Consider the following 25,756-nt stretch of genomic DNA (forward strand, 5'->3'; position numbering starts at 1 on the left):
TATATCTACACGGCTTATAAAACCTTCTTACCAACCACGTGTCTTTTCCGAGCGGCGGGGGCCCGCGCGCCCCCCGCCCCCCCCGCCGCCGAGGGCCGCACCCATCGCGGCGCCCTCGGCGACGAAACGCCCGCGGAGATCCCTCAACCGGCCGTCGGCGTCGCGCTGTAGGCCGCTCATCGCGGCCTCGGTGCGTGCGACGCCCTGCTCGGCCCCGGACGCGTCGAGGTCGATATAGCCCACCAGTTCGCCGATGGTGAGGGCCATGGGTCACCCCCTCATCGGCGCCCCGCGGGCGCGCGCTATGTAGTTGTCGTGGTGCTGCTCACCTGCCGGTGAGTCGTGCGATCTCGTCGGGGTCCGTCACGACGCGCGGCGTCGACTGCCACGCGCGGGCGAACCGGGACTCGGCGGGCAGGCCGCCCAGGCACACCAGGAACTCGCGCACGCTCATGCGCGCGAGGTCGGCGGGCGCGAGCTTGTACTCGCGCCGTAGGTCGGCCTCGACGGCGCCCCAGTGGCGGACTACCGCCGACCAGAGTTGGACCGCTTCCCCTTGTTCTTCGGGCGGTTCTTCGGCCTCGCCGTCGTGGCCGGCCGCCTCGCTTTTCCCGCCTTGATGGCCTCGCGGCGGTCGTACTCGGCGGCGGCCTGCTCCATGGACATGGCGCCGGGCTCGGCGACGTTGGCGGTCGCCCACATCAGGACGATGCCGAGCTGTCGGTCGTCCATGCCGTTGTCCGCCCAGTGGTCGACGGCGTCGGGGCCGAACAGGGCGGCGAGCAGGCGGCTTACGTCCTCGGGGCTGGCGCTGTTCATGACGCGGTGGAGCTGGAGCACGTACAGCGCGGGCAGGGACGGGGGCAGGGTGTAGGTACGGCCGAACAGGCGCAGCGGGACGCCACGGCGCGGCTTGGCCTGCTCGGCGAAGAACTGGTCAAAGTCGGCGACCTCGGCGAGCGGGTCGTCGAGGTCCTGGTCGTCGTCGAGGTCCTGGTCGTGCTGCTCGATCACGGGTTACGCCTCCGGGGTCGTCGTGACGGCTTCGGTCGTCGGGGCGCCGCAGCGGGTGAAGGAACACGCCCACGACGTCTTGGCGTTGTGCTCGCCGCCCTGCTCGCCCGGGGTGACGGTGCAGTCCCACACCGTCCACTGGGTCTGTGTCTTGTGCCGGTAGCGCATCCGGCCGCGCGACTCGCTGCCGAGTTGCCACGCCCACGTGTTGTCGACGTAGTCCTGTCCGGGGTCGCGGACGCCGGCGGTCTGTGCGTACTGGCCGGACACTTCGAGGGTGGCGCCCCTCTGCATCACGTCCTGTTCGTACAGACCTTCCGAGTCGTTGGTCGTGGTGTCGGCCGTCTCCTCGTTTTCCGAGGGGTTGTACGTCCAACTGTTGATGTTGGACAGACGGAGCCATGCCGGGGTGGTGGGGGTCGTGTCCTCGACCTCGAAAATCCACCCGCGGGCGTCAATGGGCCGGCCCATGCCGGGGCCTCCTATTCGCTGCGGTGGGTGCTGGGGGACGACACGTCGAGGTCGAAATTCACGACGTGCTCGTGACGGCCGGATGAGTCGGCGCCCATCGGGCCGGGGGTGCCGCGGGCGGCGGCGAGGATGAGCCACGTACCGTCGGGCAACTCGACGGCGGCGAGGCCGTGCAAGGCGCGGTAGATCGCCCACGCGCGGTCGCGCGAGGTACGCGGGTCCGGGCCCCCGCGTACGCGCACCTGTAGCCGTACGGTGTCGTAGGCGTTGCGCGCGTCGGGGGCGCCGGCGTCGTACAGCGACAGGCATACGGCGCCGTCGGGCGTCGACGGCATGCGCTCGACGAACAGGTCGCCGCCCTTGCCCGTGGGGTCGTAGGCGACCAGGCCGAGGCCGTCGAGGTGCCGGGCTATGCCGTCGGTCGGGTCGAGGTCAGCCACGGAGCGACCTCCGCACCTGCGCCGCGATGATCTCGGCGACGGTCGCGGCCTCTTCCGTCAGGGGCTTTTCGAGGTACTTCGCCGAGCGTCCGGCGTCGTGCTGGTAGCCCAGTTCCTCGTGTTGCCGGACGGCGTACGGGGTGTCGTAGGACACGGCGGCAGTCAGGGACGACTCGTCGACCGTTGCGACGCCGGACCGTTCGAGGGTGGCCTCTTCAATGGGGACGATCCGCCGGGACTCGGTGAGCACGTGCTCGGCGGCGAGCCGTAGGCCGCGGACGGCCCCCGACCGTGTGCCGCGGAGTGCTGCGCCCCCGTTCCAACGGAGTCGGGTCCGCTGCGTCACTCGCACATCACCTCCGTACAGTCCGGGGTCGGCAGTCCCGGCGCGGTGTGCTGGGCGACGCTGAGGGCCTTGGTGATCCGGCCCGACGGGAGGGTGATACGGGACTCGGCCGGGCAGTCGAGGCCGGGCTCGGTGATGATCTGCGCGGTCGAGGTGACCTCGACGCCCTCGCGGTTGCGGGTGAGCTTGGTCGCCTCGGCGACCAGGGCCCGCACCTCGACGGGCGGGCGGTAGGTCGCGCCGTACGCACTGTCGCCGTCGTACGGCTCGACGGTGACGCGGTGGCGCAGTAGCCACCCGGGGACTCTCACCAGATCACCCCCGGGAACAGGCCGGCCAACATCAGGGCGCGGTGCGCGCGGGGGGCGAGGTCGAGGCCGCCGGGTGCCTGCGGAGCGTCGCGGCGGTCGCCGAGCGACACGGGGCCGATAGAGACGCTGCCCCATCGGCCGGACGCCCCGGTGCCGTCATCTCCGTTGGCGAGCTGGTACTCGACCTGTGCGCACGTCGCGTCGGCGAGGGCCTGCACGACGTGCGGTTCGGTCGGCATACCGGCGTCGTTCGTGGCGTAGTACGCGCACAACAGGGCGGCGTCGACGTCGCCGGACGCACGGGCGAGCAGGCGCTCGGCGTCGGCCGGGGCCGGTTGTCCGGTCCACGCGGCCAACTGCTCGGGGGTCGCGTAGACACGCACGGGCCTACTCCTTCGGCGGCTCGGTCTTCGCCGCGGGCTTCCGCTTGGGCGCGGTGCCCTCGACGCGGTAGCCGTGCCGCGTCGCGTAGGCGATCACGGCCGGGTCGTCCGTCTCGGCCTTGCCGTCGACGAACTGGAGGCCGGCCACGCCGCGACCGTTGAACTTCTCCACAGGGGTGTGAATCGTTGCCATGAGGTGTCACCGGACCTTGACGTTGCGGAAGACGGACGCGGACTTGGTGGCCTTCAGGGCGACGGCCACGGGGCCGAGTTCGACCTCGCCCGTCTTGACGGCGCCCGAAGAGTTGAAATCCGGGAGCCACTGGCGCACGACGGTGCCGCCCATGCACGCGACGCCGTGGAAACCGTCGAGGCCGACCCGGTACGCGTAGAGGTCGGTAAGGCCGGTCACGCCGGTCTGCGCTCCGACGTCACGGGTCTCGACCGGGATGATCGGCGAGTTCGACCCCGCCTTGTCGCCCGGGTCGGCGAACACAATGTCGCCGTACTGCTCGCGGACGATCGGGCGGCCACCCGGGCCGAGCAGGCCGTCGACCGGGTTACGGGTGTACATGCCGGCGCGGCGCGCGGCGGCGCGGACGCGGGCGAGCGCGGCCTTGTTGCCGAGGATGATCGTCGGCGTGCCGTCGAGCAGGCTCAGCCACTCGTCGAGCACGTCGAGGGCCTTGTGTTCGGCGCGCGGCGTGCCGTCGAAGTCGGACCAGTCGGTGACCTCGGTAGCGCGGAACTCGGTCGCGGTGCCGGTCAGGGCCTTGTCGAGGCCGTCGAACCCGTTCGCGTCGACGGCGGTGTCGCCGTTGACGACCATGTCCTGAAACGTGGTGCGGGTTGCCTTGATCTTCTGCGACATGTTGAGCGACACGGCCCCGGACGCGGCCGGGCCGAGGTTGGCGACGACGCGGTCGACGCGGAAGCTACCGCCCATGACGGCGAGGTCGACCGTGTAGCGCTCGGTCGTGACCTCGGCGGCGGTGTACTCGGAGTTGATCGCACGGGTCGACGCGGTCGGCTGGGTGATCAGGCGGCGGTACCCATAGGTGAGGGTGTCGCCGCCGTCGGCGGGGTTCACGACGTCGGCGAAGGTGAGGCTGTCGAGGATCGCGGATTCCTTGCGGAACTCGTCGATCACGGCGACGTCGAGGTCGTCCTGAGTGTTGTTCTTCGCCTCGGCGAGAGTGACGGGCATGGGGTGCTCCTAGGTTCAGGCGCCCAGACGGGCGGCGATGGCGTCGTGCAGCGATCCGGGCTTGCGCTCGGGCGCGGTGGCGGTGCCGAAGTCGGCGCCCCCGCGGGCGGGGCCGACGGGGGCGGCGAGGTGGGGCTGTGCCTGTACGGCGGCCTTGATCGCCTCCGTGACGGCGTTCTGGTCGGCGAGGTCGACCGCGGCGAGCGCGGTCATGGCGGACTGGCTGTCGAGCAGGGCCGCAGCGTTGGCGCCGGCGGTCGGCGCGATGCGCAGTACGGCGGCCTGCACGGCGGCGGTCTTGGCCTGCTGCTGCGCCTGGGTGAGCTGCTGCTGTGCCCACTTGGGGAGCTTGGACAGGTCGCCCTCGGCGGCCTGCTCGCTCGCGGCCGGGGCCTGCTGCTGCGGCTGCTGGGGGGCCTGCTGCTGGGCGTCCTTGATGAGCTTCTGGGCCCACTCGGGGAGCGCGGCGACGTCGCCCTCGGCGGCGGCCTGCTGGCCGGCCGGGGTCGTGTTCGGCGGGGCCTGGTTGCCGGTGCCGGCGGCGCCCTGGTCGCCGCCCTGCTCGCCGTCCTGGGCGCCCGTGCCGCCGTCTCCGGAACCGTTGCCGTTACCGGCCCCGGTACCGCCGTCGCCGCCCTGTCCGCCGTCCGCGTAGACGATCGGCGACCAGGGCGACAGGGCGTAGGGGTGGGCCCACCCGGCGGCGTAGTCGGCGCTGCGGCGGCGGGCGAGGTGACGCGTGTTCATGCGGTGCACTCCTGTGCGGTCGGGCCCGCCGGGCGGGCGCGTGCGGGCATGCAAAAGGGGGGCCCGCCGTGGTGGCGGACCCCCCTTCGGGGTCGTGTGCTGGGGTGGTGGTGCTACTCGACGGCCTGGTCGTCGACGTCGGCCGGGGCGGGGCGGGTCTCGGTGTGTCCCTTGATCCACGCGGTCCGCAGTAGGGACGACGCGGGGTACGGGCACGCGGTCACGGGTTCGTCGTTGCGGCCGGCGCGGCGGCCCGCGACGACGGCCCGGATGATGTCGCCTCGCGCTCCCATGCCCTCACCTCTTGTTCTGCTCGGTCTGCTCGTTCTTGCGGGCGTTGGCGGCCCATCGCTGGGCCTTGCCGGTCACCTGCTGCACGAACTCGGCTTGCGTCAGTCGGGGGTTGTCCCGCCACCAGTCTTTCAACTCGTCGGACGCGTACGCGTACGCGATACGGGCGGGCCCCCGGAATAGCTGCATGGGGTCCATGCCCTTGGCGATGCCGCGCTTGTTGAACAGGTAGCCGAGTTCGTGCTCGGCCTTCAACGACTGCCGCTCGACATACTCGTCGTACATCTCGCGGGCCTCGCGGCGGGTGATGGTGTGCCGCTCGTCCTCGGGCGCCTCGCCGTCGCCGTACTTCGCTGCGGCAATGGCGAGCACTTCGGCCCACCACTCCTCGTCGCGCTCGTCGTCGGCGGCCTCGGCGGTGTTGTCGTCGGCGAGGGCGCCCCACGTGACGGGGTCGGGCGCGTTGCCCATGGCGTCGGCGAGGGCGTCGCGGTCGGCGAGCAGGTCGGCCACGGGGTCGCCTGTGTCGGCCGGCGCGGGGAGCGGCGGCGCGTTGGCGAGGTCGTCGCGGCGGTCGAACTCGTCGGCGATCCGCAGTAGCTCGCCCTCGTTGGCGTACTGCATCACCCACGCGAGGGCGTCGTCGTCGAGGGCGGACAGGTCGTCGAGCAGGCGGCCGGCGGGGAACATCGCGGCGAGCATGTCGCGGCGGTGCGCCTCGGCGGCGAGCTGGTCGACGTCGTCGGTCCCGTGCTCGATGGCGTACCGGACGCGGGCGGCGAGGTCGTCGTCGGACAGGCCGACCAGATCCGGGCGCACGCCCGGGAGTCGGGCGGCGCGGTCGCGGCGGTCCATCTCGGCGGCGATCCGCAGCGCGTCGGCGTCGTCGACGTGGCCGACCAGGCGGCCGAGTTCGGCGTCGCTGAACGGCGTCAGGTCGGCGGCGAGGGTGCCGCCCGGGGCGGCGCGGTCGAGCAGGGCGGCGAGGTCGCGGCGGTCGGCCTCGGCCTCGATCCTGCGGCGGGCGCGGTCGTCGAGCAGGTTCGAGCGCATGGCGGCGGCGAGGTCGTCGTCGCTCATGGCGCGCACGCTGGCGTCGTCGCCCGACCACACGCGGGCGGCCTCGACCTGCTCGGGCGTGGCCTCGCGGCGCGGCTCGGGGAGGTTCCCGGCGCCTACCTGCTCGCGGGTGCGGTTACGGCGTAGGTCGGGGTGCGCGGCGAGGTGGTCGCGCATCGCGGTTTGCCACTGGCGCACCTTGGCGCGGGCGGCGCGCTTCCCCTCGGGGGTGACGCTCGCGGCCTCCCGACGCTTCCACTTGCGTATGGTCCGCTCGATCTCGCGCTGACGCTGTCCGGCCTCGTACCCCTCGGGGTCGCTCGTGGCCTGCTCGACGCGGGTCAAGCCGGGCGAGTACATGCTCACGCTGTGCCGGCAATTCGGGTGCTGGAATCCGGCGGCCCTCGCTTCGTCGAGCGATCCGGCGACACGGACGGGCACCATGCGGCCGTCCTCGGTGGCGTGCTCGGCCTCGACCGTGCGCGCGCCCGCGGGCCCGCTGATCGTCAACACGCGCCCTTCCCACGGCCGGCACAGGGGGCACTCGCGCGGGGCGTCGCTGACGACGACCAGCTCGACCCCGGCGTCGGCGAGGGTGCGCATGTGCGCCTCGGTCGCGGCCCGCGCGGTCGCCGTCCTCACGGCCATCTCGGCGTAAGAGCTGAGCTGCCAACGGCGGCCGGCGCGGTCGACGAACGCCCGTATGCCACGGTCGGCAAACGCCCGCATGGCGTCCTGTGTGGCCTGTCGGCGGGTGCCGATACCGAGCAGGGGCGTAGCGGCGACGGCGGCGACGACGGCGCGGAATCCGTCGACGACGGCCCGCAGGATCGACCGATGGGTCGCGGTGACGACGTCGACGGCCTCTTGCGCGAGGCGGTCGACGGCCTGGGCGTTCGGGGTGCGCTCGTCGACCAGGGCGCGCGCGTCGTCGGACAGGGCGCCCAGTTCGGCGACCGCGGCGCGGTGACCGACGTTGTACGCCTCGGCGACCGCGTCGAACACTTCGAGTTGCGTCGCCTTGCCCAGTTCGTCGACGACGCCCTGTGCGGCCCGCCGCAACGTCTGTACGGCGGCGAGCTTGGCCTCGACCCACCCGGGCGCGTCGAGGCCGGCGGCGAGCTGGCGCGCGATGATGCCCAACAGGCGCTCCTCGGCGCCCGCGTACAGATCGCGCGTCCGCTCGGCCAACGGCTCGACCATGCCCGGGTGAATCGGCACGCCGGATCACCCCCGATCGTCACGCGGCGAACGGGTACGTATCCCCCGGGTCCGGCGCCGCGGTGCCGGTCTCCCGGAGGATCGCGGCGGCCTCGGCGGCGACGGCCTGGTCGTCCCAATCCGGGTGAAGGATCTTCACCCGCGTTGCCGTGCTGACGGCCTGGGCGCGGTTCAGGAGTTCGAGGGTCTGCGCGGTGTCCATCGGCGACTCGGCGACGCCGTCGGGGAACTCGACGCGGGGGCGCTCCGCAACGATGCCGCTCCGGAAGTGCACGGCGTCGAGGGCGAGCAGGGCGAACAGGGCGTCGCTCATACCCTGCTTCCAGTGGCCGGCCTTCTTGCGCCGGGTGATCGCCGATTTGTCGTCGTCGCTGTCGACCTCGGTCGCCGTCCGGGCGGCGCCTCCGCCCTGGTCGAGGCCGAACGCGCGGGCGGCGTATCCGGCGGACTGGGCGGCCTGCCTCATCAGGGCCTCGGCGGTGCGCTGGTGCTCGTCGACCCTGATCGCGAACTGAGACAGGGTTATCCCGCCGTTCTCGGTCGGCGGCATGTTGAGCTGTGCGTATACCTCGGCGTCCTCGTCGAACGACGCGCCCTTGCCGGGCCCGTTGCTGCGTAGGTACCCGTCGGGGACGATCAGACGCGCGCGGGCGAGGCGAATGTCGCGCATCCATGACGTCCACACCTCGTCGAGGCCGTCGAGCTGGTCATAGATCGGCGCGGCGTAGTCGCTGCGCCCGATCGGCGACCCCCGGTGCAACCTGTTGGGGGTCATGTTCGGGATGTACGCGGCGGTGAGCTGGGCGATACCGGTCGGCGTCGACTCGCCGTCGCGCTCGATGCTGCCGACCAGGCCGACCGTGTCGGGGTGCTCGGTGAGCGGCACGCGGCGCCCGATGTTGTCGCCGCTGCCCTGGTACAGGGCGTGCACGATGCGGCCGGGCTCGTGCCGCTCGACGTGTCGCCACACCTGCTGTGTGGTGCTGCCGGGGAGTTCCCGCCAGAAGTTGACGGCGGCGAGCATCCCCCAACGGAACTCGGGCACGGCGTTGTCGGGCTGTACGGCGGTGAGTAGCGGCCGGTCGACCAATGCGCGGTCCCACGTCGTCCGGAGGTAGATCCCGGACAGGGCGGCGCACTGCTCGGCGGCAGACAAGAGCATCTGCTGAACGTGTCCGTCGGCGAGCAACTGGTCGAGGCGGGCCTGTGTCCGGGCGTCCTCGACGACGACGGCCGGCATGTCCGCGAACAGCATGTCGGCGGACGTCTGCGCGATGTCGCCGGCGAACGGGACGTGCAAGCGGGTGTCGCGGCCGGGGCGGTGCGCGGTGCTGCGCCTACTCCACAGGCGGCGGCGCGGTGTCTTCGGCTCGCGTCCGTAGATCCGGGCGAGCCTCTGCCGGTCACCGGAGTACCACGCGTCGTCGACGGCTATGCGGTCGTAGTACGCGGCCCACTCCGGGGGTGGCCACGCTGCGCCGTTCTCGGGCAGTGCCATACGGGCTCACCTCCTGGTCGTGGTGGTGGTCGGGCGGGCGGTGAGCAGGTGGCGCCATTCGTGCGAGGTCGAGTGGACGGCGTACCGGATCGCGTCGCATGAGTGGTCGTCGACCTTCAAGGGGGCGTCCTCGCCCCTCTCGGTGGCCTTGGGGTCCCACGAATAGCCGGGCAACTCGGAGAGCAGGCCGTCGCACGACCGGTGCACGAACAGGCGGTCGGCGGCGAGCAGGCTCGCCACGGACCGGATGCCGTCGGCGACGGTGTTGTCGGCGCGGGCGACGCCCGGGTGTCCGTCCTGCCAAAGCTGGGTTGAGAACGACTTCGCCGACGGGTCAACGAACGTCCACTCGGGGGCGACGTCGAGGTCGTCGAGCCACGCCCGGACGGCGGCGCTGTACTGGGCGTCGGTCATGGCGCGGTGGGTGGCGCGGGCGTCGTAACGCCACTCGGCGCACGCGTACAGCCTGTCGTCGACGCCGAGGCCGAGCAGGACGGCCGAGAAAGCGTTCGTCGTGCCGTAGTCCACCCCAAGCCAATGCATGCGCATCGGGGGCAACTCGTCGACGACGTGCCGGTCCTCGTCCCACTCGCTGTAAATGGCGCCCTCGGCGACCACCCACGCGCCCTCGATCATGCGTTTACGCCACAGGCCGGTGTACTCGGCGGCGAGCGACGCGACGTACTCGGCGGACAGGGACGGGTTATCGGCGAGGCGGAAGTGCCACGCCCGCATGTCCAGCTCGCCGAGGCGGTCGAGGTACTGGACTTTGAGCCAGTGCCTTGGACTGTCGGGGTTGGTCGTGGCGTACAGGCGCGCGCCCGGGGTGCTCAACCGGGCGAGTAGCTGGGTCCAAAACGCCTCGGGCAACAGGGTTGCTTCGTCGACGTAGGCGAGCTGCGCGGTAAGGCCACGTAGGCGGCCCTCGGCGCGCGCGTCGGCGGCGCCGATCAGGTGGACCGTACGGCCGAGGATCGTCGCCGTGGTGGCGCCCCTGGTGTGCACGACGTGCCGGGCCAACGGGCCGAACAGGGCGGCGTCTTGCAGGGGTTCGAGGACGTTTCTTTCGATCGTTTGCAGGCTGCGCCCGACCACGATGATCAGGCCGGACGGCCCGGCGGTGGCGACGGCGATCACGAACGCGAGCAGGCTCGCAATGGTCTTGCCGGACCGGACCGACCCGTGCCAAAGGTTGATACGGGCGGTCGCCTGTCCGATCGACAGGAGTTGCTTACGGGACAGGGGCAGACGGTCGAGGTCGAGCAACGCGGCTCACCCCCCGGCGTCGCCCCCGTCGTCGTGGGCCTGGTCGTCGTTGGCGGCCTGCGTCAGGGCCTCGCCGAGTGCGCCGAGCATGGAGCGCACCTGTCCGGCGTCCTCGCCGCCCTCGGCCGGGGCGAGGCGTAGCGAGGTGCCGACGGCGGTCTGTACCGACGCGATGATCGCTCGTTGGTCGCCGAACCGGGGTTGCGGTAGGGGGGTCTCGTGCCACTCGCCCTCGCGGCCGGCGAACTCGCCGTGCACGGTGGGCGCCCAGAGCTGCGCCCGTAGCCGTTCGGCGTCGCCCTGTAGGTCGAGGGCGAGGGCGGCGCGGCGCGCGGCGAGGTCGGCGGTACGGACACGGGTTGCGGCCTCGACCTGCTCGGCACGGTCGAACGACAGGGGCGGGTCGAACGCGGCGGCGATCTTCGACACGGTCGAGGGCGACCGGTTGATCTGCCGGGCGATCTGGTTGCGGGACTTGCCCGCGGCGTGCAGCTCGCGCACCTTGCGGCGGTCGGCGTCCGTGATGGGGCGTGCCATCGGCGGTCACCTCCTGGCGCTGCTCCTCGGCGCGTGCCGGGCATGAGAAACGCCCCGCGGCGGGGTCGCCTGCGGGGCGTTGGTCGGTGGGGTGTTTCCGGGCACGCCGGAGACGGCCCCCACATTAGGTCACGATCGGATAACGGCGCAAGCGGGCCCGCGTCGCGCGCGCACGGGCGGGCCCGCGTCCGGTCGACGGCGTCCGACGGCCGGGGTGCCGCGTGCTACGGGCGGTGGACGGGCACGCCCTCGACGGGCCCACGGCGGCGCAGGGTGAAGCGGCGGCGCGGCGCGGGTGCCGACGGGGGCGCGGCGGGCGCGGCCGGGCGTGCGACAGGGGGCGTCGGCGGCTGCTGACGGGCGTCATACGCGCTGGTAGGGGCCGGTGCGGGCGTCGGACGGGGCGGCCTCATGGCGGGGTCCTGCTGGAGCTGGTAGGCGAGCAGAACGGGCGCGGTGCCGACGGGCACGACGCCCTCGGCCCACGCGGTCCGGTGAATGTCGGCGGCCTGTCGGACGGCCTGTCGGATGGCGTCGGACATGTTGACGCCCGTACGCATGACGACGGCGAGGTCGGCGGCGAGCTGGTCGTCGACGCGGATCGACGGCCGGGTGCCGGCCTTCGGCGGGGTGGGCTGCTGGGTACGCTTCTCGGTAGCCATCGTGTGGGGTCGCTCCTGTTCGGTGGTAGGGCCCGCCCAACGGTTTGTGAGGAACCGGGCGGGCCCGCTGCGTGTGCGGGTCTACTGGGGGTCGCGCTCGGCCGTGTGGACGGCGTCGGCGTCGGCGCCGGCCTGGTCGCCCTCCCACAGGAAGACGCGGGCGCGCTGGTCGGGGGCGCCGGTCTCGGCGAGCAGGCGCTCGGCGAGCTGGGGCAGATCGGCCGGGGTCGACTCGTCGTCGCCGACCTCGCGCGAGGTCCAGCCGTACCGGCCGTCGTCGGCGTCGAGCGTGTCGATACGCCACGTGTACCGGGTGAGCGGACCTGCGGCGCGGCGCTCCTTCTCCCGCCGGATGAACTGAGCGACGCGGCTCGCGGTGTATCCGGTCTTCCGGGCGATCTCGTCGGGGCTCATGCCCTGCTCGCGGTGCTTGTAGGCGATCCGCGGCATGGCGTCGGCGAGGGCGGCGGCCACGCCTCGGATGATCCGGACGTCGTACAGGTCGAACTCGTCGGCGAGGTCGTCGAGCAGGCGGTCGAGGTCGCCCGCTTTGGCGCGGTGCCGCCTGCTGGCGTTGCGGTGGGCGCGGGCGACGCTGACCAGATTGGAGCGGCTGAGTGCGTCGTCCCATCCGTCGTCGTCCGGGTCGCCCCCGGCCGCGGCGACCTCGGCGCGACGCTCCTCCTCGAACTCCTCGAACAACGCGAACATCTGGGCTGTCATGCGGCCCATCGCGGTATCGGTCGGCACGCCCCGCCGGTTCAGCTCGCCGACGATCCGGTCGACCGTGCCGGCCTTGGCGGCGCGGCCCCGAACAATCCGGGTGATCTCGCCGGACGTCCACCCCTTGGCGGCGGCCATGCCCTCGGCGGCGGCCTGCTGGCCGGCCGGGGTCGTGGGGAACTTGGATGCGTCGGCGCGCTGGTACTCGGCGACCGTGGGCTCGTCGGCCTGGTCGTCGTCGTGGGGCGGCTGCACGTTGCTCATCTCGGGCTCTCCTGCTGGTCGGGTACGGGGCCCGCCCTCGGTCGAGGGCGGGCCGGTCGGGTGGCTAGTCGGTGGCTCGGCTGTCGAACAGGGCGCCCTGTTCCGCGGCCTGGTCGACGACGAACAGGGCGTCGTCGGCCTGGTGCTCGCCGATCCATGCGCCCCGCCACGTGCCCTCGGTGGCCTCGGCCTCGGTGACCAGGGCGGCGGCCGTGCGCCACTCGTCGGTGATCAGGTCGTCGGGGTCGAGGGCGACGAACTCGGGGCAGATCGTCGGCGCGGTGCGGGGCGCGGCCGGGGCGAGGTTCAGGCCGGCGAAGTGGTGGGGGGTGTCGAGGGCGCGGTCGCACGCGTCGCCGTGCAGCGTGCAGCGCACGGGCTCGGCGGCGAGGTGGGCGTCGTACAGGGCGACGGCCTCGGCGACGGTCTCGACGGCGGCCTCGACCTGCTCGGCGTGCTCGACGGCGTCGGCGGCGTGGGCGGTGCGGGTGAACTGCTCGTCGGCCTCGGTCTCGACGGCGTCGAGGCGGGCCTCGGCGCGGGCGTTGATGCGGGCGGCGTAGGCCGTCATCAGGGCGGCCTCGGCCTTGCGGTCGAGGGCGACCACCCATCCGCCGCGGGCCTCGGCCTCGCGGTGAGCGGTGGCGCGGTGCTCCGTGATGCCGGCGGCCTGCTCCAGTGCCTCGAAACGGCGGCCGTGCGGCTCGCGGGCGGCCTTACCGGCGCGGGTGACGCATCGGACGCCCGCGGCGACGTGGCACGTCGGGCACGCGACGGTGACGGCGAGGTCTTCGACGGTGGGGTTCGCCTCGGGGGCGTCGGCGGCGGCGGCCTCGGCGAGGGCCTGCTCGGCGTCGGCCTGGTCCTCGACGCGGGCGAGGGGGGCGCCGATCGCGTACGCGGCGTCGACGGCGGTACGGACCGACGGGCCGGTGTTCGCCTCGACCTCGCGGGGGTCGCCCTCGGCGCGGTGGAACTCGCCGTGCGCGGCGGTGACGGCGACGGGGTGCGACTTCCACAGGAACGCGACGGCGGCCTCGGCCTCGACGACCAGGACGTCGCCGTTCCGAACGGTGTCGCTGCTCATCGCGGCGTCGTACGCCTCGCGGGTCGAGGCGTAGCGGGTGGTGACGACCTGCGGGGCGCGGCCGGCGCGGTCGAGCCACACGCGGGCGGCGCGCTGCTGAGCCTCGGTGGTGTAGGCGCTGCCGAGCAGGTACTCGGCGTTGCGGCTGATGACGTGCAGAACGGCGACGGTCTTCGGGTGGATCACCAGGGTCCGGCCCGCACCTCGGCGAGCGGCGTCGAGGGCGTCGCGGGTGTCGAGGTCGAGCGGCGACTCGGCGGTGAGGTAGTCGGCGAGGGCGCCGGGGATGACAACGCCACCGGAGCGCGGGGCGGCGGGCGCGGTCTGCTCGACCTGCTCGGGCTCGGCCGGGTACGCCTCGGCGAGGGCCTGGTCGAGGGTGAGCCGGCCGGCGTCGGCCGGGCGAACCGTGCCGTACTGCGCCCGCAGGAACGCCCACGCCTTCGGGGTCAGGAAGTAGCCGGACTCTCCGCGGGCGTCGACGCCGAGGGCGACCAGGCCGCGGCGAACGAGGGCGCCGTGCGTGCCTCCGCCTCGGCCGTTGTTCCGCCGGGCGGTGCTGCCCTGGGGGTTGTTGGCGTAGACGTGCAGCGCGTCGAGCATCCGCGAGGACAGGTCGTTGGCCATGCGCAGTGCGGTGTAGACGTTCACAGTGTCGCTCCTGTGTGTCGGTGGGGTGCCGGGTGAGGTCCGGCGTTCCTTCCGGGGTGAGGGCCCGTCAGGAATCCCTACAGTAGCGGCTACAGCAACGATTGCAGCAATGGTTACAGGGGGCGTTACGTAATCGTGACCGAAGCGGGTGCGGCGACGCCCCCGGGTGGCGCTCCCGGGGGCGTGCGGCCTGCTGCGCCCCTATGCGGCCGGGGCGGTACGCCTCGACTCCAGCGCGGTCAACAGGCCGACCAGGGCGGGCCCACGCCACGCCCGGCGCCCCCGCTCGGTGTCGACGGGGGCCGGGCACGACGGCCCGGTCGAGCAGGTCGCGACGGCGGCCCGGGGGTCGCCCCCGCCGTTGTGTACGACGATCCGGCCGGCCTTGCAGAACGGGCACGCGTCGTCGAGCGTGATCGTCCTCGCCTCGCGGCCGAGGGCGCCCTCGACGTGACGGCGCGCGGTGCGGGCGACCTCGGCGATCTGGTCGACCAGGGTCGCCGGCGTACGGGCGAACAGGGCGCGGTCGGTGGGGTCGTCGTCGAGGGCGCGACCCTCCAGCCATACGGCGGCCCAGTGCAGGCCGAACACGCGCGACCCCGTCGAGGCGAGCGTCGCCGGGCCCGCGTCGCGGTAGGTGGGGACGTGCCACAAGCGCGGATCGCTCGGGTCGCTGCCGAGCGTCCATCGGCCGTGCGGGTCGCGCGCGGGGAGCTGCACGCGCTCGGCGACCGCGTCGCACATCTCGAACACGTCCGCCTCGACCGCGAGGGCGGCGTCGAGGGCCCGCAGGTTGGCGGGCGCGGGGTGCTCGCGGATGGTGAGCGGCAACCGTCCGACGGCGGCCTCGGCGAGGGCCTGGTCGTCGCCGTCGCGGTCGTCGGCGGCGAGCTGGTCGAGGAATCCGCGGCGCTCGTACGGCATCCAGTCGGCACGGCGCGGCGGTTCGCCGATCGCGGCGAGCAGGTCGCCCCACTGCTCGCGGACGGCGGCGAGGTCGGCGGCCACCTGGGCGCGGTTGAGGTAGTCGACGGCGTCGGGGCGTATGCCGGGGGCGGGGGTGGTCATGGGTGCTGCTCCTGGTGCTCAGTGTTGACGGCGGCGGGGCGGCGGCCCGTAGGGGCTCTGCCATGCGGGGCGGTCGCGGCGGGCGGGGCGGCCCTGGTCGTCGACGACGCCGGCCTCGCGTAGGTGCTCGGCGAGCTGGGCGAACTGCTCGGCGAGGGCGCGAACGGCGGGGGCGACGGCCTCGGCCCACGCCCTGAGCGCGGCGCGCACCTGCTCGACGGCGGCGCGCACCTGCTCGGGGTCGACGGCCGGGGCCGGCTGCTGCCTGGTCACGTCCGGCTCGCCTGGTCGAGGGCGTCGCGGACGGCGGCGGCGAGGTCGTGCCGCCCGTGCTGGTACGCGAGGTCGTTCGGGAGTCCGAGGCGCGGCCGGGGCTCGTCGGGGAGTGCGGCCCGGACGTCGGCGAGCTGCTGCTCGTACCGGACGCGTAGGGCCTCCACTTCGGCGCGGTGCCGCTTGCGCTCGGCGAACGCCTCGCGCGCGGCCTGGTTGATGCCGTCGTGCATGGCCTCGACGTCGCGGCCGAGGCGGTCGCGCTCGGCCTTGACGGTGGCGAGCTGCTGCTCGACGTCCCGCAGCGTGGCGAGGTCCGCGACCATGGCGGCGCGGTCCGCCTTGCGGTCGCGGCGGGCGGCGAGCCATGCGAGGCGGTACCGGGCGGCCCGGCGCTGCTGCTCGCGTGCCTCGCGGGATGCCTCGACGACGTTCCGGCGCGAGGCGGCGAGGGCGACGTCGTGCTCGCGCTGCTGCTCGGCGAGGCGTGCCGCGGGCGAGTCGGCGGCGGCGAGGAACTGGGCGCGTATCGCGGTGTCGGGGTCGAGGGCGCGGCGGTCGTTGTCGAGGGCCTGCTCGATGCGGTCGGCGTATATCGCTGCTGCGCCCTGGGGCGAGCCGGCGCGCATCCGTTGGGCGAGGACGCGCACGCGGGAGACGGCGGCGAGGGCGGCGCCCTGGGCGTCCTTCCATCGGCGGGCGCGGTCGACGGCCGTGCGGTGCTCGACGGGGTCGGCGTCGACGGCGGCCCATACGGCGTCGGCCGGTACGGCGTCGTGTCGGCCGACCAGGGCGAGGACGCGGTCGACGGCGGCGCGCTGCTCGGCGGCGACGCGCTGGGCTTCCTTGGCGCGCTCCTCGGCCTGGTCGCGGTCGCGCTCGGCCTCGACGATGGCGGCCTCTGCGGCGGCGCGCTGGGCGCGGGCGCGTTCGAGGGCCTGGGTGGTGCCGGCCATGGCGCGGCGGTTCTCGTCGGCGAGGCGTATCTCTTCGCGGGTGTGCTCGGCCAGTAGGCCGCCCTCGGCCGGGGACAGGGCGCCACGCTGCGCACGGGCGAGCAGGATGTCGACGACGGCCCGCCGGTCGGTGCGGTCGCGGTTACGGCCCTCTGGGGGGCGGTGGTAGGGGCGGCGGGTCATGGGCGCGGCTGCTCCTGGTCGTCGTGCTGGGTGTGGTGGGCGCGGCCGGGCTCGCCGGACAGGGCCCACACGATGAGGCGGGCCGAGGCGGCGAGCAGGACGACGGCAACGGCGGCGTTCGCCGCGACGGCGGCGGCCTCGGTCACGGCGTGGCCTGCTCGCGCTCGGCGGCCTCGGCGAGGGCCTGGTCGTCGGCGAGGCCGTCGGCGTACGCGGTGACGATCTTCCGGGCGCCCTCGTAGCCGGTGAGCAGGCCGCGGGACGACCGGGTGAGTCCGAACCGGGTACGGGTGGTGCGGTAGTGCGCTTCGAGCAGGGCGGCGACCTGTCGGGCGTGCGCTTCGAGCAGGACGCGGGCGGCGGCGAGGGCCTGCTCGGGCGTGCGCGTCGCGGTGGTGTCGAGCAGGACGTCGCGGAGCGTGGCGAGGGCGGGGTCGCGCTCCTCGGCGTTGAAGTCGAGGGCGGCGCGCACGTCGGCGACGGTGAGCGCGTCGGCCTGGTGCTCGTCGTCGTCCGGAGCCATGGCGGCGGCCACGTGGGCGAGCAGGGCGTCGAGGCCGGACGGGCGCGGTGTGGTGGGCGCGTCGTGCACGGGGCACGGGCGGCCGGTGGCGACGGCGGTGTCGCAGCGTCCGGCCGGGCCGTCGAGGGCGGCGGCGAGCTGTCGCAGGATGCCGGCGGCGACGGGGCGGGGGAGGTTGCACGACACCTCGGCCGGTCCCTCGTTCGGGACGGCGACGATCAGGCGGTGCGTGTCGAGCGAGGCGACGGCGACGGCGTCGGGGATGCGGGTCATGGTGGGGTCGCTCCTGGTGTCAGTGGTGGGAGGTATACGCGTGCGCGCCCGCGCATGAGCGGGCCCGCGTCCGGTCGCGGCGGGGGCCCTAGAAGGGGGGTTCGTCGCTGTAGCCACGCTGCGGCTGCTGCTGCGCCCACGGGTCGCCCTGGGGCGCTCCGTAGCCCTGCTGGGGGGCCTGCTGGCCGTAGCTCTGGGCGCGCTGCTGCTGGCCGTTGGCCTTGGTGACCTGGGCGGTCGCGTTCTTGAGCGCGGGGCCGACTTCCTCGGCCTTGACCTCGTATGAGGACTTGCGTTCGCCGTCCTTCTCGTACTGGCGCTGTGCGAGGTATCCGACGACGATCACGCGGTCGCCGCGGTGCAGGGACTCGACGACGTGCTCGGCCTGCTGGCGCCACACGGACACGCCGAGAAAGAGCGTGTCGCCGTCCTTCCATTCATTGGTGGTGCGGTCGAACGTGCGGGGGGTCGAGGCGATCCGGAAGTTCGCGACGGCGGCGCCTCCGGGGGTGAATCGCAACTCGGGGTCGGCAACGATGTTCCCGACGACGGTGATCGGGGTCTCTCCAGCCATTACGCGGCGGTCCTCTCGGGGGTGGTGCGGGTGGGGATCGGTGCGACGGTGGCGAGCTGGGGCTCGCGGGTGCGGCGGGCGCGGTCGCGGGCGCACGTGCGGCACTTGCGCATCCCGTTGGGGTGCGACGGGGGGTAGCTCACGTGGACGTTGGCGGGGTCGGTGAGGTCGTGGCCGTTCTTGCACGTGGTGCGGCGGGCGTTGACGGCCGACGGGCCGGTCGAGCGGAGCACGTTGGTTCGGTGGTCGACGGGGTCGAGGTGGTCGTCGGCGACACATCGGCGGACGCTGCACGTGTGGTCGAGTTCGAGGCCGGCGGGTATGGGCCCGCGCTTCTGCTCGTACGACCAGCGGTGGGCGGGGACGACTCGGCCGTCGACCCAGAAACGGCCGTAACCGTCGCGGTCGAGGCTGCCCTCGGGCCACAACAGGCACGGCGTGTCGGGGGTGTTGGGGCCGGCAGGGATGGGCCCGGGGGTCGTCTTGGCGGCGAACCGTTCGGCCGGCGTGCTGCGTGCCATGCGTGACGTACCTCCGGGGGATGTGCGGCGGGTCTACGGGATGTGCTTGCACGGATGGATCAATCCATCCATGGATGGAAGATACAGCACGGGGGCGACCCTTGTTCGATCGGTTTCGCCCCCGGGTGCTGAGGGGTCAGGCTGCGTGCTGGTCGAGCGGGGCGATCGTCCACCCGTGGTCGCGTAGCTCGGCGACGATGCGCTCGACGGCGTCCTCGGCCTGGTCGTGCTCGCGCTGGGCATCCTCGACGGCGGCCCGGACGACGGCGAGGGCGGCGTCGGGAATCATCGCTGCGCCCCGGTGATGTGCCGGGCGCGCTGCCGGTGTTCGGGCCGGACGATCGCCGGGGGCGACATGAGCGTGCGGGCGTCGCGGGTGGCCTCGGCGGCGAGTCGGCGGCGGCGCGCGTCGGCCTCGGCGCGTTCGCGCTCGGCCTGCTCGGCGAGCTGCTGCTCGACCTCGGCGCGGGCCTCCATGCGGGCGAGCCACGTCCGGTGACGGTCGTCGGCGTCGGGCCGGTAGTCGTCGGGGGTCCGCGGGTGGCCGGCGGCGGCGAGCTGCTGCTCGGCGGCGGTCTCGGCGAGCAGGGCGGCGCCGTTCTGCTCGTCGACGGTGCGCCACCTGTCCCACCCGGCGTGTTCCTGGAAGATCACGTATGCGCCCTTGGCGAGCAGGCCGCGGAATGCCTTCCGGGCCCGCTTCTTGTCCGACGTCCGGATCACGACCGGGTCGTCGGGGCGGTGGTCCCACGACGCCTCGACGCGCCACTGAGTGACGTTCTTCGTCCGGTCGCGGGGGACGGCCCGGCGGCGGTGGGTGCGCTGCTGCTTCGGCGTGGGGCTCATGCTGCGGTCTCCTGCTCCTGGCGGCGGGCGTGGTGGGCCTGGGCGTCCTCGACGCGGGACGGGTGGGGGTCGCGGCGGGCGCGGGCCCGCTGCTGCGGGTCCTTGCCGGGGCGGATGTTGCGGGTACGGCACGGCTGGCCGGCGGTCGCCCCGCACCACGTGCACTCGACGTCGAGGGCGTCGGGGAGGTTGGCGGCGGCGAGGCGTTCACGCTGGGCGCGGTGCGGCCGGTACGTGGCGAGCTGCTGGGCGACGGTTCGGGGCACGTACGAACCGAGGGCGGCGAGGCGGCGGGCGGCCTCGGCGTCGCGCTCGGCCCGTATCGGGCTCGGGCGGCCCTCGATGGCGTGCTGAGGCGCCGGGGGGAGCGCACCGACGGCGACGGCCTGTCGGGTGCTGCGGAGTGCGGCGCGGTAGGCGGTGACGTTGTCGGGGTCGACGGCCGGGGCGGGGTCCCAGTGCCGGCCGACGACGTCGGCGCGGTAGGTCTCCCACGGGGCGCCCACGTCCGACGGCTTGATCGGGTATGGCGAGGTAGCGATGTGCCGGGCGGCCACCCGCGAGGCGTCCCACGACCGCTCGGGGCCGTCGGGGTGCTGGGCGGTCGCCGGGACGTGTTCGAGCAGGGTCGCCCACTGCTCCAGCCGTTCGCCGGCGGCGGACTTCGACTGAGGGGCCCGGGTGGGGTCGAGGCGGTCGACGTAGGCGAGCAGGGCGGCAATCTCGCGACGGTTCATGGGGGTCACTGCTCCTCGGCGAGTAGGTCGGCGTACCAGTCGGCGGCCTGGGCGGCGCGGCCGGGGCGGTCGGCGGCGGCGGACGGGAAGGGAACGACGTTCGAGCGGGCGGGCGCGGCCGGGGCGGCGGCCGGGACGGTGCCGGGCTCGGGGGCGGGCGGTAGCGACTGCCACGCCCGCAGGAAGTACCGGGCGTGCGACACGCCTCGGCGGTTACGGGCGGCGGCCTGCACGGCGGCGGTGGCGAGCATGTCGAGGCCGGACCGCTTCACCAGGGCGTCGACCATGAACCACTCGGCCGGGGCGAGGTTCCACGCGACCAGGACGCCCGCGGCGGTGATCTGGTCGACCAGGGGGCGCGCGAACTCGGGGATCACGGCGACCTCGCCGCGGGCGCGCTCCCTCCCTCCTTCACTCAATCCCTCTATGGGTGGGTGATGGGGGCCGGAATCCGGCCCCCAAAGGGGCCGAGATTCGGCCCGGTAAGGGGTCTCCGGGGTCTCCGCGGGGGGACCGGACTCCGGCCCGGTAGAGGGGCCGAGATTCGGCCCGGTAGCCGGTAGGGGGCCGGATTCCGGCCCGGGGGTCTTCTCGGCTATGGGGCCGGATTCCGGCCCGGTAGCGCGGTACGTGCGGGCGTAGTTGACGGCCCCGGGGATCTTGTAGCGGGTCGCGCGGCTGCCCTTGGCGGGCTCGTCCTCGACCAGTTCGCCACTGGCGAGGGCGGCGTCGACGGCGGCCCGCGCGGTCGAGCGGGACACGTTCAGCCGGCGCATCATCTCGGCCGTGCCCATGCGGGCGGTGGCCTCGGGGCCGGTGACGGCGTCGGCGACGGCGAGCAGGACCAGGCGGGCGTTCCCGCGCGACTTCGCGCGGGTCCACACCCAATCCATGGCGTCGAGGGTCACGGGGTGTCGCTCCTGTCGTGCTGGGGCGCCCGGGGCGAGGGTTCGGGGGCACCTCGCCCCGGGGCCGTTCAGGGGGTGGGACGGCGGCGGTGGGTGCGGGCCGGCTGGTGCTCGTCGCACTTCCAGCCGCACGGGTACGGGCGGGCCGGGCGGGCGCCACACTGCGGGTTGCCGTACTCGCACCGCGGCGGGCCGTCCTCGCGGGGCGCGGCGCTCATGCCGCCGTCCCGTAGCGCTCGGCGAGGATCTGCTCGGCGGCCTGCTCGCCGAGAAACTGCGTGTAGGCCGGCGGTATGGCCTCGGTGAGTTCGTGCCGGACGTCGGTCCACGTGATCCGCATAGCGGCCTGCATCTCGGCGACGGTGGCCTTACCGCCCCCGTTTCCGTACGCGGCGACGTACTCGCCGTCGTAGTGCTTGCCGTGGCGCCACCCGCGCACGCGCCCGCGGTGCGGGGTGTGCGGGAGCGCGAGGGGGAACCATCCCTCGGCCTCGAACTTGCGGTGCCGCAGGATCGGCAGACCGAACATCGTGCCGCACAGGACGACGTCGGGGCGCGCGTCCGGGTTCTCGATCAGGAACGGCCGGCCGGCGGCGAGCATCGCCTCGCGGCCGGGACCGATCAGGTTCGGGTACTGGTCGCGTAGGTGCCGGTTCGTGCCCTTGGTGATCGCGGCGCCGTACTGGCACGGCCACGACGCGTGTATGAGGTCGTACTCGTGGCCGTGTGCCCGGATGTACTCGACCGCGTCGCCGCGGATGAACGCGAACGGGTAGTTCGGCTGGTCGTCCCGGTCGACGCCGACGACGTCCCACCCGGCGAGGTACCAACCCATGCCGGCACCCCCCGCGCAGCAACACGCGTCGAGGACGGTAAGGCCGTTCCACGGGCGGGCGGGGAGCGGGAATCCGGTACGGCTCGACGCCTGGGAGTGGTCCAACTGGCCGGGCACGTGGGCGGTGCCCGGCCGGTCGAGGACGGCGGACGTCACTTCTCGCCCCCGGTGGTGATCGCGGCGAACTGTCGGGCGAGGGTGCCGGTACGCCACGCCTCGGCCGTCGCGTCCTTGCCACCCGCGCGCCACGTCAGAGAGTGGGTGCGGGCGCTGGTCGGCTTGATCAGGACGCCGGGCACCTCGACCAGCTCGCCCGTGTCCGGGTCGGGCCACAGGGCGGGGCGGGTGCCCTTCCCGTCGAGGGACAGGTCGAGGGCGGCCATTTCGGCGACCAGCTCGGCGGCCCGCCACTCCTTGACGGTGCGCACGACGCGGGTTTCGGTGAACTCCTGGCGCTGCTCGGGCCACCGACGGGCGACCCATCGGGCGAACGCCTCGGGGTCGGTAACGACGGGGCCGACGGTGCCCTTACGGAGTGAGATCGTGGCGACGGTCTGGCCGGTGGGGAGTTCCGCGGCGACGCGGTCGACGCCGTCGCGCTTGGCGGCGCGGTCGAGGGCCGTTTGCATGCGGGCCCGTACGTTCTTCTTGGCGGCGGCCACCCGGGCGGCGAGCAGGTCGAGGGCGGCCTCTTCGACGGCGAGGTCGCGCAGCGACTCGACGGGCTGCTCGGCGGCGGCCTGGTCGACGTCCTGGTCGTGGGTCTCGGTCGTGGTGCTCATGCTGCGGCGGTCTCCTCGGCGGCGTCGATCAGGTCGTCGCGCATCTCGCGCAACTGGGCGAGGGTGGCGTCGGTCGGCTTGCAGCCGAACCGGGAGGCGAACAGGGCCTCGACCTCGGCGAGGTCGGTGACGCCGGCGCCCCGGGCGGCCTCGAACACCTCGGCGACGGCCATCACGTGTTCCTCTGCCTGCTGCGGCGTCTCCTGCTGCGGGGGCGAGCTGGTGCCCGCGGCCGGGGCCGGCTCGGCCTTCTTCCGGGGCGCGGCCTTCTTCCGGGCCTTGGCGCCCGGCTTGGTGGCGCCGATCTCGGCGAGCTGGGCGAGGTAGGGCGCCGGGGCGCCCTCGGCCTTGGCGGCGTCGTACAGCTTGCGGACGGCGGCGGCGGTCTTGGCGGCCTTGGCCTTGGCGACGTAGTCGACGGACGGCCCGCCCTGCTGCTGCTCCTGCTGCTGCCGGGGCGCCTGCTCCCACGGGCCCGGCTCGGCGCGGTTGCTGCGGCGCGGCTGCTGCTCGGCCTCGGCCGGTCCCTGCTCGGCGGCCGGGGCCTGGTCGACGCCCTCGGGCGCCGGCTCGGGCTTCACCGGCTCGTCCTCGGCGGCGGCGGCCTCGGGGTCCTTCGGCGCGGTGTGCACGGCCGACCACTGCACGACCGGGCGACGCGATCCGTCGTTGTAGAGGCTGAGGCCGAACTGATCGCCGAGGTTGGTCGCGCACCGCTTCAACGCCTGTGACAGGGCCGTTTTCATCGCCATGTCGTGGGCGTCGCCGAGGGCCTTCTGATTCGGGGCGTCGCCGGATGCGGCGTCGTCCCACGACGACAGGGTGCGCCCGTCGGGGGTGCGCACCGTGAGGCGCACCTGTGCGCGGTAGACGACGGTCCAGCGGCCGGGGCTCACCTCGACCTGTGCGACGCATGCGAGTTCGAGGGTTTCGTCGCTCCACCCGCCGAAACCGAACACGCGGTTCAGCCATCGGCGCACGTCCCACGCCTCGACGTGCGACTGTCCGCGGTGGTTCTGCACGCGCGACGGGTTGATCGGGGCGAGCAGGGTCGTTACCTGCTCGGGCGCGAGGTCCCGGGGCCCGGCCGTGCGCGGCTGCTCGACGGGCGCCGTAAGGGCGGTGGGGAGGGTGGTCACGGTCACGGGCGCGCGGTTCCTTCCGGGGTGGTGCTGCGGTGGCGTATGTGGGCGGCGAGGCGGGTGATACGGCCCGCGAGGGTGATCGCCGAGTCGGGGTCGAGCAGGTCGTCGAGGGCGCCGGCGAGCGGCACCTCGTCGACCAGGGCCTCGCGGCTCCCGTCGGCGGTGGCGGCCCGCATGGCGCGGTCGTACTCGGGCACGTCGTGCCCGTAGATCGCGTGGTCGAGGGCGCGCACGTTCTCGCCGTGCTCGGTGAGCAGGGCGCCGAGCGTGTCGGGGTCCTCGACGAACGCGAGGGCGAGGTCGTCGAGCAGGGACTCGGCGCGGGCGGCGATCGGCAGGCGGACGGCGCGGCCGTCGGCGGAGAGCTGGGGGCGGATCACTGGGCGGCCCCCTCGACGGCGTCGAGGCCGAGGGCGGCCGGCGCGGTCGGCTCGTCGACGGCGAGGACGCCGGTTGCGGCGTCATACGTGCGGGCGCGGTCCCAATCGGCCTCGGGGAATGCGCGACTGAGCAGGCCGTAAGCGGCGCTGCGCTGCTCGCGCGTCGTCGGGAGGGTGCCCGACGCGGAGTAGAGGACGACGGCCCGGGTCGCGCGGCCGTGGTGTGTGGTCGGCGTGGTGTGCACGCGAATAGTGCCGGGGGCGATCTGGTCGAGCTGTCGCGCGACGACGCGGACGAAGCGGGTCCGCGCACGGGCGCGCTGGGCGCCCTTGATGGCGAGGACGGCGCGAGGGCGGCGGGTAATCTGGGGGGTGTTCACGATCGGTACCTCTTGGGGTTCGGTCGGGCGAGGGCCGTCCGGGTCGCATCCGGGCGGCCCTCGGCGTTTTCAGGCGGCGGCGCGGTGCTCGACGGCGGGCGCCTGCTGGCGCTGCTGGCGTTCGAGGCGGCGCAAGATGAGTTCGACCTCGGGGGCGAGGCGGCCGGCGGCGCGGTCGCGGTCGCGGCGGTGCCGGGCGGCGTCGAGCACCCGCCGGGCGTTCGCGATGGCCTGTTCGCGGGGGATGATCTCGCCGTTCATGCGGCGGCCCGCTTGACCAGTTGACCAGCGGTTACGCCGTAGTGCTCCTCAACTGCCGCGGCGAGGGCGGCACTTGGGGCGGTGTGTCCGTTCCACAGACGCCATGCGGTATTACGTGCAACCTTCAACCGTCTTGCCGTGTCTGAAGGATTGCGGTCACCTGCTGCTCGTGCGGCGGTGACCAGGGCGGCGCGGTCGTACATACGAGCATCATCCTTCCGTGGATGGTTTGATCTATCCACGGATGGAACGTTAGCACGATGGACGGGCGTTCGGTCGGCATATGCATGCGGAGAGGGATCTTCCAAAGTTTGTTGACAGACGGCATATGCCCGACAACAATCGGTCACCTGTTCGAATGCATCGCCGCACGTCAGGGGGGTGAACCGTGGCATACGGGCATGTTCCGGTCAGGTTCAAGCGATCATGTAGTCGCCACCATTCACGCGCGGTATGTTCCATCCATGGATCGAACGAACCCCCCAAGGAAGAGGGCGACGCCCGAAGAGTTCGCCGACTGGCTGAGAGATCAACTCGAACGCCGCGGCTATGACCTGCGACCTAGGGGCGGCGGGCAAACGCGCTTCGCGGCTGACTCGGGTATCGCACAGTCGTCCATCAGCCGCATGCTTCGCGGCCAGGGCGCCCCAGAAACGCGCGTCCTCGAAACGCTCGCCGAAACCCTCGACCTCCCGCTCGCCGAGGTCCTGGTCGCCGCCGGAATCCTCACCCGCGACGTGTTGCACGCCATCCGGCAGCAGGGCCCGCGACCCGACCCTCTGACCCCCGAGGCAGCAGCCGAGGAACTGGGAATCACCGACCCCCAGAAAGTCGAGCTGTTCGTCTCCATGACCGAAACCCTGCGCAAGCAGCGAGCCGAGAACGGCGAGGACCACATCGCCGAGAACTGACGCACGGAGGCACAGCAGTGAC

At 73.5% G+C, this 25,756-nt stretch carries 39 protein-coding genes; 1 reads left to right on the forward strand and 38 read right to left on the reverse strand.

Annotated elements, in window-relative coordinates:
• Positions 1-27: 27 nt before the first annotated feature.
• The 38 genes from AB0O67_RS06490 to AB0O67_RS06675 form a co-directional block, all read right to left on the reverse strand.
• Positions 28-267: a hypothetical protein gene (locus tag AB0O67_RS06490; RefSeq protein ID WP_365446815.1), complete on the reverse strand. Its 240-nt coding sequence runs from the start codon at positions 265-267 to the stop codon at positions 28-30.
• A 58-nt stretch (positions 268-325) separates the two neighbouring features.
• Positions 326-454 (reverse strand): hypothetical protein, encoded by a 129-nt coding sequence (locus AB0O67_RS06495; protein WP_365446817.1) that lies wholly within the window; start codon positions 452-454, stop codon positions 326-328.
• 71 nt (positions 455-525) lie between these two features.
• Positions 526-1,014, reverse strand: coding sequence for a hypothetical protein (locus tag AB0O67_RS06500; protein ID WP_365446819.1), 489 nt, complete (start codon positions 1,012-1,014; stop codon positions 526-528).
• A 3-nt stretch (positions 1,015-1,017) separates the two neighbouring features.
• Positions 1,018-1,485, reverse strand: coding sequence for a hypothetical protein (locus AB0O67_RS06505; protein ID WP_365446821.1), 468 nt, complete (start codon positions 1,483-1,485; stop codon positions 1,018-1,020).
• An 11-nt stretch (positions 1,486-1,496) separates the two neighbouring features.
• Positions 1,497-1,925: a minor capsid protein gene (locus tag AB0O67_RS06510; protein WP_365446823.1), complete on the reverse strand. Its 429-nt coding sequence runs from the start codon at positions 1,923-1,925 to the stop codon at positions 1,497-1,499.
• Positions 1,918-2,271 carry a hypothetical protein gene (locus AB0O67_RS06515; RefSeq protein WP_365446825.1) on the reverse strand — a complete coding sequence of 118 codons (354 nt, stop codon included), beginning with the start codon at positions 2,269-2,271 and terminating at the stop codon, positions 1,918-1,920. The genes AB0O67_RS06510 and AB0O67_RS06515 overlap by 8 nt, the downstream gene beginning before the upstream one ends.
• Positions 2,268-2,582 carry a hypothetical protein gene (locus AB0O67_RS06520; protein ID WP_365446827.1) on the reverse strand — a complete coding sequence of 105 codons (315 nt, stop codon included), beginning with the start codon at positions 2,580-2,582 and terminating at the stop codon, positions 2,268-2,270. The genes AB0O67_RS06515 and AB0O67_RS06520 overlap by 4 nt, the downstream gene beginning before the upstream one ends.
• Complete coding sequence (locus tag AB0O67_RS06525; RefSeq protein ID WP_365446829.1) at positions 2,579-2,965, reverse strand: hypothetical protein; 387 nt, start codon at positions 2,963-2,965, stop codon at positions 2,579-2,581. The genes AB0O67_RS06520 and AB0O67_RS06525 overlap by 4 nt, the downstream gene beginning before the upstream one ends.
• A 4-nt stretch (positions 2,966-2,969) precedes the next feature.
• Positions 2,970-3,158 (reverse strand): hypothetical protein, encoded by a 189-nt coding sequence (locus tag AB0O67_RS06530; protein ID WP_365446831.1) that lies wholly within the window; start codon positions 3,156-3,158, stop codon positions 2,970-2,972.
• A gap of 6 nt (positions 3,159-3,164) precedes the next feature.
• Positions 3,165-4,172: a major capsid protein gene (locus AB0O67_RS06535; protein ID WP_365446833.1), complete on the reverse strand. Its 1,008-nt coding sequence runs from the start codon at positions 4,170-4,172 to the stop codon at positions 3,165-3,167.
• A 15-nt stretch (positions 4,173-4,187) separates the two neighbouring features.
• Positions 4,188-4,919, reverse strand: a complete 732-nt coding sequence (locus tag AB0O67_RS06540) for a hypothetical protein (RefSeq protein ID WP_365446835.1) — start codon at positions 4,917-4,919, stop codon at positions 4,188-4,190.
• Positions 4,920-5,032: 113 nt separating this feature from the next.
• On the reverse strand, positions 5,033-5,212 hold the full coding sequence (locus AB0O67_RS06545) for an Rmf/CrpP fold protein (RefSeq protein ID WP_365446837.1): 180 nt from the start codon (positions 5,210-5,212) through the stop codon (positions 5,033-5,035).
• 4 nt (positions 5,213-5,216) lie between these two features.
• Entirely contained in the window at positions 5,217-7,490 is a 2,274-nt protein-coding gene (locus AB0O67_RS06550) for a phage minor capsid protein (protein ID WP_365446839.1), read from the reverse strand.
• A 19-nt stretch (positions 7,491-7,509) separates the two neighbouring features.
• Positions 7,510-8,988, reverse strand: a complete 1,479-nt coding sequence (locus tag AB0O67_RS06555) for a phage portal protein (protein WP_365446841.1) — start codon at positions 8,986-8,988, stop codon at positions 7,510-7,512.
• Between the two features lie 6 nt (positions 8,989-8,994).
• Positions 8,995-10,254, reverse strand: a complete 1,260-nt coding sequence (locus tag AB0O67_RS06560) for a PBSX family phage terminase large subunit (protein ID WP_365446843.1) — start codon at positions 10,252-10,254, stop codon at positions 8,995-8,997.
• Between the two features lie 6 nt (positions 10,255-10,260).
• The gene (locus tag AB0O67_RS06565; protein WP_365446845.1) at positions 10,261-10,791 is read right to left on the reverse strand and encodes a helix-turn-helix domain-containing protein; all 531 of its coding nucleotides are present in this window, start codon (positions 10,789-10,791) and stop codon (positions 10,261-10,263) included.
• A gap of 224 nt (positions 10,792-11,015) precedes the next feature.
• Positions 11,016-11,453: a ribbon-helix-helix domain-containing protein gene (locus tag AB0O67_RS06570; RefSeq protein WP_365446847.1), complete on the reverse strand. Its 438-nt coding sequence runs from the start codon at positions 11,451-11,453 to the stop codon at positions 11,016-11,018.
• A gap of 81 nt (positions 11,454-11,534) precedes the next feature.
• Positions 11,535-12,440, reverse strand: a complete 906-nt coding sequence (locus AB0O67_RS06575) for a hypothetical protein (RefSeq protein WP_365446849.1) — start codon at positions 12,438-12,440, stop codon at positions 11,535-11,537.
• Between the two features lie 64 nt (positions 12,441-12,504).
• Entirely contained in the window at positions 12,505-14,178 is a 1,674-nt protein-coding gene (locus AB0O67_RS06580; protein WP_365446851.1) for a hypothetical protein, read from the reverse strand.
• Positions 14,179-14,379: 201 nt separating this feature from the next.
• Positions 14,380-15,246 (reverse strand): hypothetical protein, encoded by an 867-nt coding sequence (locus AB0O67_RS06585; RefSeq protein ID WP_365446853.1) that lies wholly within the window; start codon positions 15,244-15,246, stop codon positions 14,380-14,382.
• Positions 15,247-15,264: 18 nt separating this feature from the next.
• Complete coding sequence (locus AB0O67_RS06590) at positions 15,265-15,519, reverse strand: hypothetical protein (protein WP_365446854.1); 255 nt, start codon at positions 15,517-15,519, stop codon at positions 15,265-15,267.
• Positions 15,516-16,658 (reverse strand): hypothetical protein, encoded by a 1,143-nt coding sequence (locus tag AB0O67_RS06595; protein WP_365446856.1) that lies wholly within the window; start codon positions 16,656-16,658, stop codon positions 15,516-15,518. The genes AB0O67_RS06590 and AB0O67_RS06595 overlap by 4 nt, the downstream gene beginning before the upstream one ends.
• The gene (locus AB0O67_RS06600; RefSeq protein WP_365446858.1) at positions 16,655-16,804 is read right to left on the reverse strand and encodes a hypothetical protein; all 150 of its coding nucleotides are present in this window, start codon (positions 16,802-16,804) and stop codon (positions 16,655-16,657) included. The genes AB0O67_RS06595 and AB0O67_RS06600 overlap by 4 nt, the downstream gene beginning before the upstream one ends.
• Positions 16,801-17,454, reverse strand: coding sequence for a hypothetical protein (locus AB0O67_RS06605; protein WP_365446860.1), 654 nt, complete (start codon positions 17,452-17,454; stop codon positions 16,801-16,803). The genes AB0O67_RS06600 and AB0O67_RS06605 overlap by 4 nt, the downstream gene beginning before the upstream one ends.
• Before the next feature lie 88 nt (positions 17,455-17,542).
• Positions 17,543-18,028 (reverse strand): single-stranded DNA-binding protein, encoded by a 486-nt coding sequence (locus AB0O67_RS06610; protein ID WP_365446862.1) that lies wholly within the window; start codon positions 18,026-18,028, stop codon positions 17,543-17,545.
• A complete protein-coding gene (locus tag AB0O67_RS06615) occupies positions 18,028-18,549 on the reverse strand; it encodes an HNH endonuclease signature motif containing protein (RefSeq protein ID WP_365446864.1) in 522 nt (173 codons plus the stop codon). Before AB0O67_RS06615 ends, AB0O67_RS06610 begins: the two co-directional genes overlap by 1 nt.
• 136 nt (positions 18,550-18,685) lie before the next feature.
• Positions 18,686-18,838 (reverse strand): hypothetical protein, encoded by a 153-nt coding sequence (locus tag AB0O67_RS06620; RefSeq protein ID WP_365446866.1) that lies wholly within the window; start codon positions 18,836-18,838, stop codon positions 18,686-18,688.
• A complete protein-coding gene (locus AB0O67_RS06625) occupies positions 18,835-19,395 on the reverse strand; it encodes a hypothetical protein (protein ID WP_365446868.1) in 561 nt (186 codons plus the stop codon). Before AB0O67_RS06625 ends, AB0O67_RS06620 begins: the two co-directional genes overlap by 4 nt.
• Positions 19,392-20,132: a cell surface glycoprotein gene (locus AB0O67_RS06630; RefSeq protein WP_365446870.1), complete on the reverse strand. Its 741-nt coding sequence runs from the start codon at positions 20,130-20,132 to the stop codon at positions 19,392-19,394. Before AB0O67_RS06630 ends, AB0O67_RS06625 begins: the two co-directional genes overlap by 4 nt.
• Before the next feature lie 5 nt (positions 20,133-20,137).
• Positions 20,138-21,040, reverse strand: coding sequence for a hypothetical protein (locus AB0O67_RS06635; protein ID WP_365446872.1), 903 nt, complete (start codon positions 21,038-21,040; stop codon positions 20,138-20,140).
• A gap of 68 nt (positions 21,041-21,108) precedes the next feature.
• The gene (locus AB0O67_RS06640) at positions 21,109-21,258 is read right to left on the reverse strand and encodes a hypothetical protein (RefSeq protein ID WP_365446874.1); all 150 of its coding nucleotides are present in this window, start codon (positions 21,256-21,258) and stop codon (positions 21,109-21,111) included.
• On the reverse strand, positions 21,255-22,031 hold the full coding sequence (locus AB0O67_RS06645; RefSeq protein ID WP_365446876.1) for a DNA methylase: 777 nt from the start codon (positions 22,029-22,031) through the stop codon (positions 21,255-21,257). Before AB0O67_RS06645 ends, AB0O67_RS06640 begins: the two co-directional genes overlap by 4 nt.
• Positions 22,028-22,657, reverse strand: a complete 630-nt coding sequence (locus tag AB0O67_RS06650) for a hypothetical protein (RefSeq protein ID WP_365446878.1) — start codon at positions 22,655-22,657, stop codon at positions 22,028-22,030. The genes AB0O67_RS06645 and AB0O67_RS06650 overlap by 4 nt, the downstream gene beginning before the upstream one ends.
• Positions 22,654-23,802 carry a Rad52/Rad22 family DNA repair protein gene (locus AB0O67_RS06655; protein WP_365446880.1) on the reverse strand — a complete coding sequence of 383 codons (1,149 nt, stop codon included), beginning with the start codon at positions 23,800-23,802 and terminating at the stop codon, positions 22,654-22,656. Before AB0O67_RS06655 ends, AB0O67_RS06650 begins: the two co-directional genes overlap by 4 nt.
• Positions 23,799-24,182, reverse strand: coding sequence for a hypothetical protein (locus AB0O67_RS06660; RefSeq protein ID WP_365446882.1), 384 nt, complete (start codon positions 24,180-24,182; stop codon positions 23,799-23,801). Before AB0O67_RS06660 ends, AB0O67_RS06655 begins: the two co-directional genes overlap by 4 nt.
• Positions 24,179-24,562 carry a hypothetical protein gene (locus AB0O67_RS06665; RefSeq protein WP_365446883.1) on the reverse strand — a complete coding sequence of 128 codons (384 nt, stop codon included), beginning with the start codon at positions 24,560-24,562 and terminating at the stop codon, positions 24,179-24,181. Before AB0O67_RS06665 ends, AB0O67_RS06660 begins: the two co-directional genes overlap by 4 nt.
• Before the next feature lie 69 nt (positions 24,563-24,631).
• A complete protein-coding gene (locus AB0O67_RS06670) occupies positions 24,632-24,823 on the reverse strand; it encodes a hypothetical protein (protein ID WP_365446885.1) in 192 nt (63 codons plus the stop codon).
• Positions 24,820-25,026 (reverse strand): XRE family transcriptional regulator, encoded by a 207-nt coding sequence (locus AB0O67_RS06675; protein WP_365446887.1) that lies wholly within the window; start codon positions 25,024-25,026, stop codon positions 24,820-24,822. Before AB0O67_RS06675 ends, AB0O67_RS06670 begins: the two co-directional genes overlap by 4 nt.
• Positions 25,027-25,287: 261 nt before the next feature.
• Between AB0O67_RS06675 and AB0O67_RS06680 the strand changes: the two genes are divergently transcribed.
• Positions 25,288-25,734, forward strand: coding sequence for a helix-turn-helix transcriptional regulator (locus AB0O67_RS06680; protein WP_365446889.1), 447 nt, complete (start codon positions 25,288-25,290; stop codon positions 25,732-25,734).
• Positions 25,735-25,756 lie beyond the last annotated feature (22 nt).

Origin of the sequence: Streptomyces sp. NPDC086077, assembly GCF_040686175.1 — a bacterium.
Lineage (GTDB): Bacteria > Actinomycetota > Actinomycetes > Streptomycetales > Streptomycetaceae > Streptomyces.